At 39.3% G+C, this 1,923-nt stretch carries 1 protein-coding gene; it reads right to left on the reverse strand.

All coding sequences use genetic code 11. The features are described 5' to 3' along the window. Positions 1–748: 748 nt before the first annotated feature. Positions 749–1,923 (reverse strand): DUF3987 domain-containing protein (locus QZY09_RS13830; RefSeq protein WP_295673283.1); only part of this gene is annotated, 1,175 nt, incomplete at its 5' end.

Raw genomic sequence — 1,923 nt, forward strand, 5'->3', positions numbered from 1 at the left:
AATATATTCTATATTTACACTTTCAAAGTTTAAACTTCTATAATTTAAATAAGATAGCGTAATCAAAACCGTAAAAATACAATGTCATATAAAATCTTAAACCCGGATGAAATAGAACAGCTTAAAAAAATGGCACTTAATGAAGTGGCCCCAAAAGATATTGCTGCGTTTTCGGTATCGGCATAGCTTCTGTACACAATCACAAGTCAAAATTAAGGGATCAAGGAATTATCTTTCCTGATGTTCGCGGTCAGCGTGCTAAAGGTGAAATCGACGGAGTGCCATTGCCTGCATCTACTCCACTAATGCTTGATACTTCCCAGGTTTTTAACGCTAGTGATAACTCATACCGGTTTTCAATTAATGGCCGTTCTGTAATAGTTACCGGTCCTGTAAAGAATATAAAGATATCTCCGGAAGGGATTGAAGTAAATTATTAAGGTAAAAACAGATAGCCCGAGACGTTTACCAAGATTCATTAGGCCTAATCAATAAGACAGGACTTTAAACCACATTCGCAAACGTTTAGCGGCGTTAACTATCACAAGACGTGATCTTCTTAAATCTTTCTGGAAGCGTCTTAAATCCACTGCAACAAGGCACCTTATCATTCCGGTAAAGTATAACACAGTTTTTTGGTATGGCAACCACACCCCTATTCATCACATAACAGGCGACTCCGTCTTATATTATGTGCCGCCTGTTTTTGTAAAATAGCCCTTGGCCCACTTGGCGCTGGCCCAGAACGCTATTCAATTTTGTTAAAGTGCGCCAGCGCCAAGTGGGCCATGGGTGTTTTTTGATATACGCCGGGTTGCAACCTGATTAACAATCCGCCTACTACAAAATCAGACATCAACCTATTTAATGACCGTCTGGGGATTGATACAGGCGGTTTTATTAGCGCCACATGTTTCAATTTAAAAATATCCCCTAAATTTTGCAAAATGAAGAGGCTTTGCGTAGCAGGGTTTTTTACCTCTTTGTTCGGTAACTTTTTATAAAGCTTCAGGCTGCAGTTTATTGAATTTTCTGCCATCCAGAGCGATATATTAAAATCCACATCACTACAATATGCATTCGGTATCAAACTTTTGTTTTCAAAAAATCTTAACATCGTGAATATGGCCGCTAAACGGGTAATCATATTGGCGTGCCTTTTTGCTAGACTTCCAGAAAGTTCGCCGGTAAAATGGTGCGTTATTGCTAAATATTTTTCACCAAAGGCATTAACACGATCCCATTGATCCTGACTAAATAGAACTTCTATGCTTTTCCCGTTGAGAAATTTCCACATTTCATGATATTCATCAGCCTTTAATTCAAAAAAATCATCCTGTGACACGTTTGCAGGATCAGGTTGCACGTTCATCCATTTGGGTGAAGGACTGCCAGTAACAATCATAAATCTTGAAAACAACCCATCTTCGTTTGATTTAAATATTTTACTGATCTGACTTTCTGTACCGCTTAGCACCATTACCAGTTTAGGTGATTCTGCGCTATGTGATGCCTCCTCGCCTTTTCTTGCCTGCTCAATCGTTTCAAATTCAAAGGCCTTCCGTAGTACAGTAGAAATTTGAGATCCAAATTGCGCATTGGAGGCACTTATGCCAAAGGCGTCAGCCTCTGTTTCAAAAATCATCAGGGCCTGGTTAGCACCATTATGCCCAATCTGTTCAATAAGCTTTGCTGAGGTTACATCGCCGGGCATTAATAATATTGGCTTTGAAGGTTTCTCAGGGGGCATTAAATCACCGCCAGCTTTTAAACTTTTTTTGTAAAGATCACTCTTGTATCTAAATTCACAATCCGCAGCTTTATTCTGCGCCATTAAATCAGAATTTATCTTCCCAACCAGCTTTCTAATTAAAGATAAGCACCCTTTACCGCTGGCTGGCGGAAACACAATTAGTAACATTA

Source organism: uncultured Mucilaginibacter sp. (genome assembly GCF_903913935.1).
GTDB lineage: Bacteria > Bacteroidota > Bacteroidia > Sphingobacteriales > Sphingobacteriaceae > Mucilaginibacter.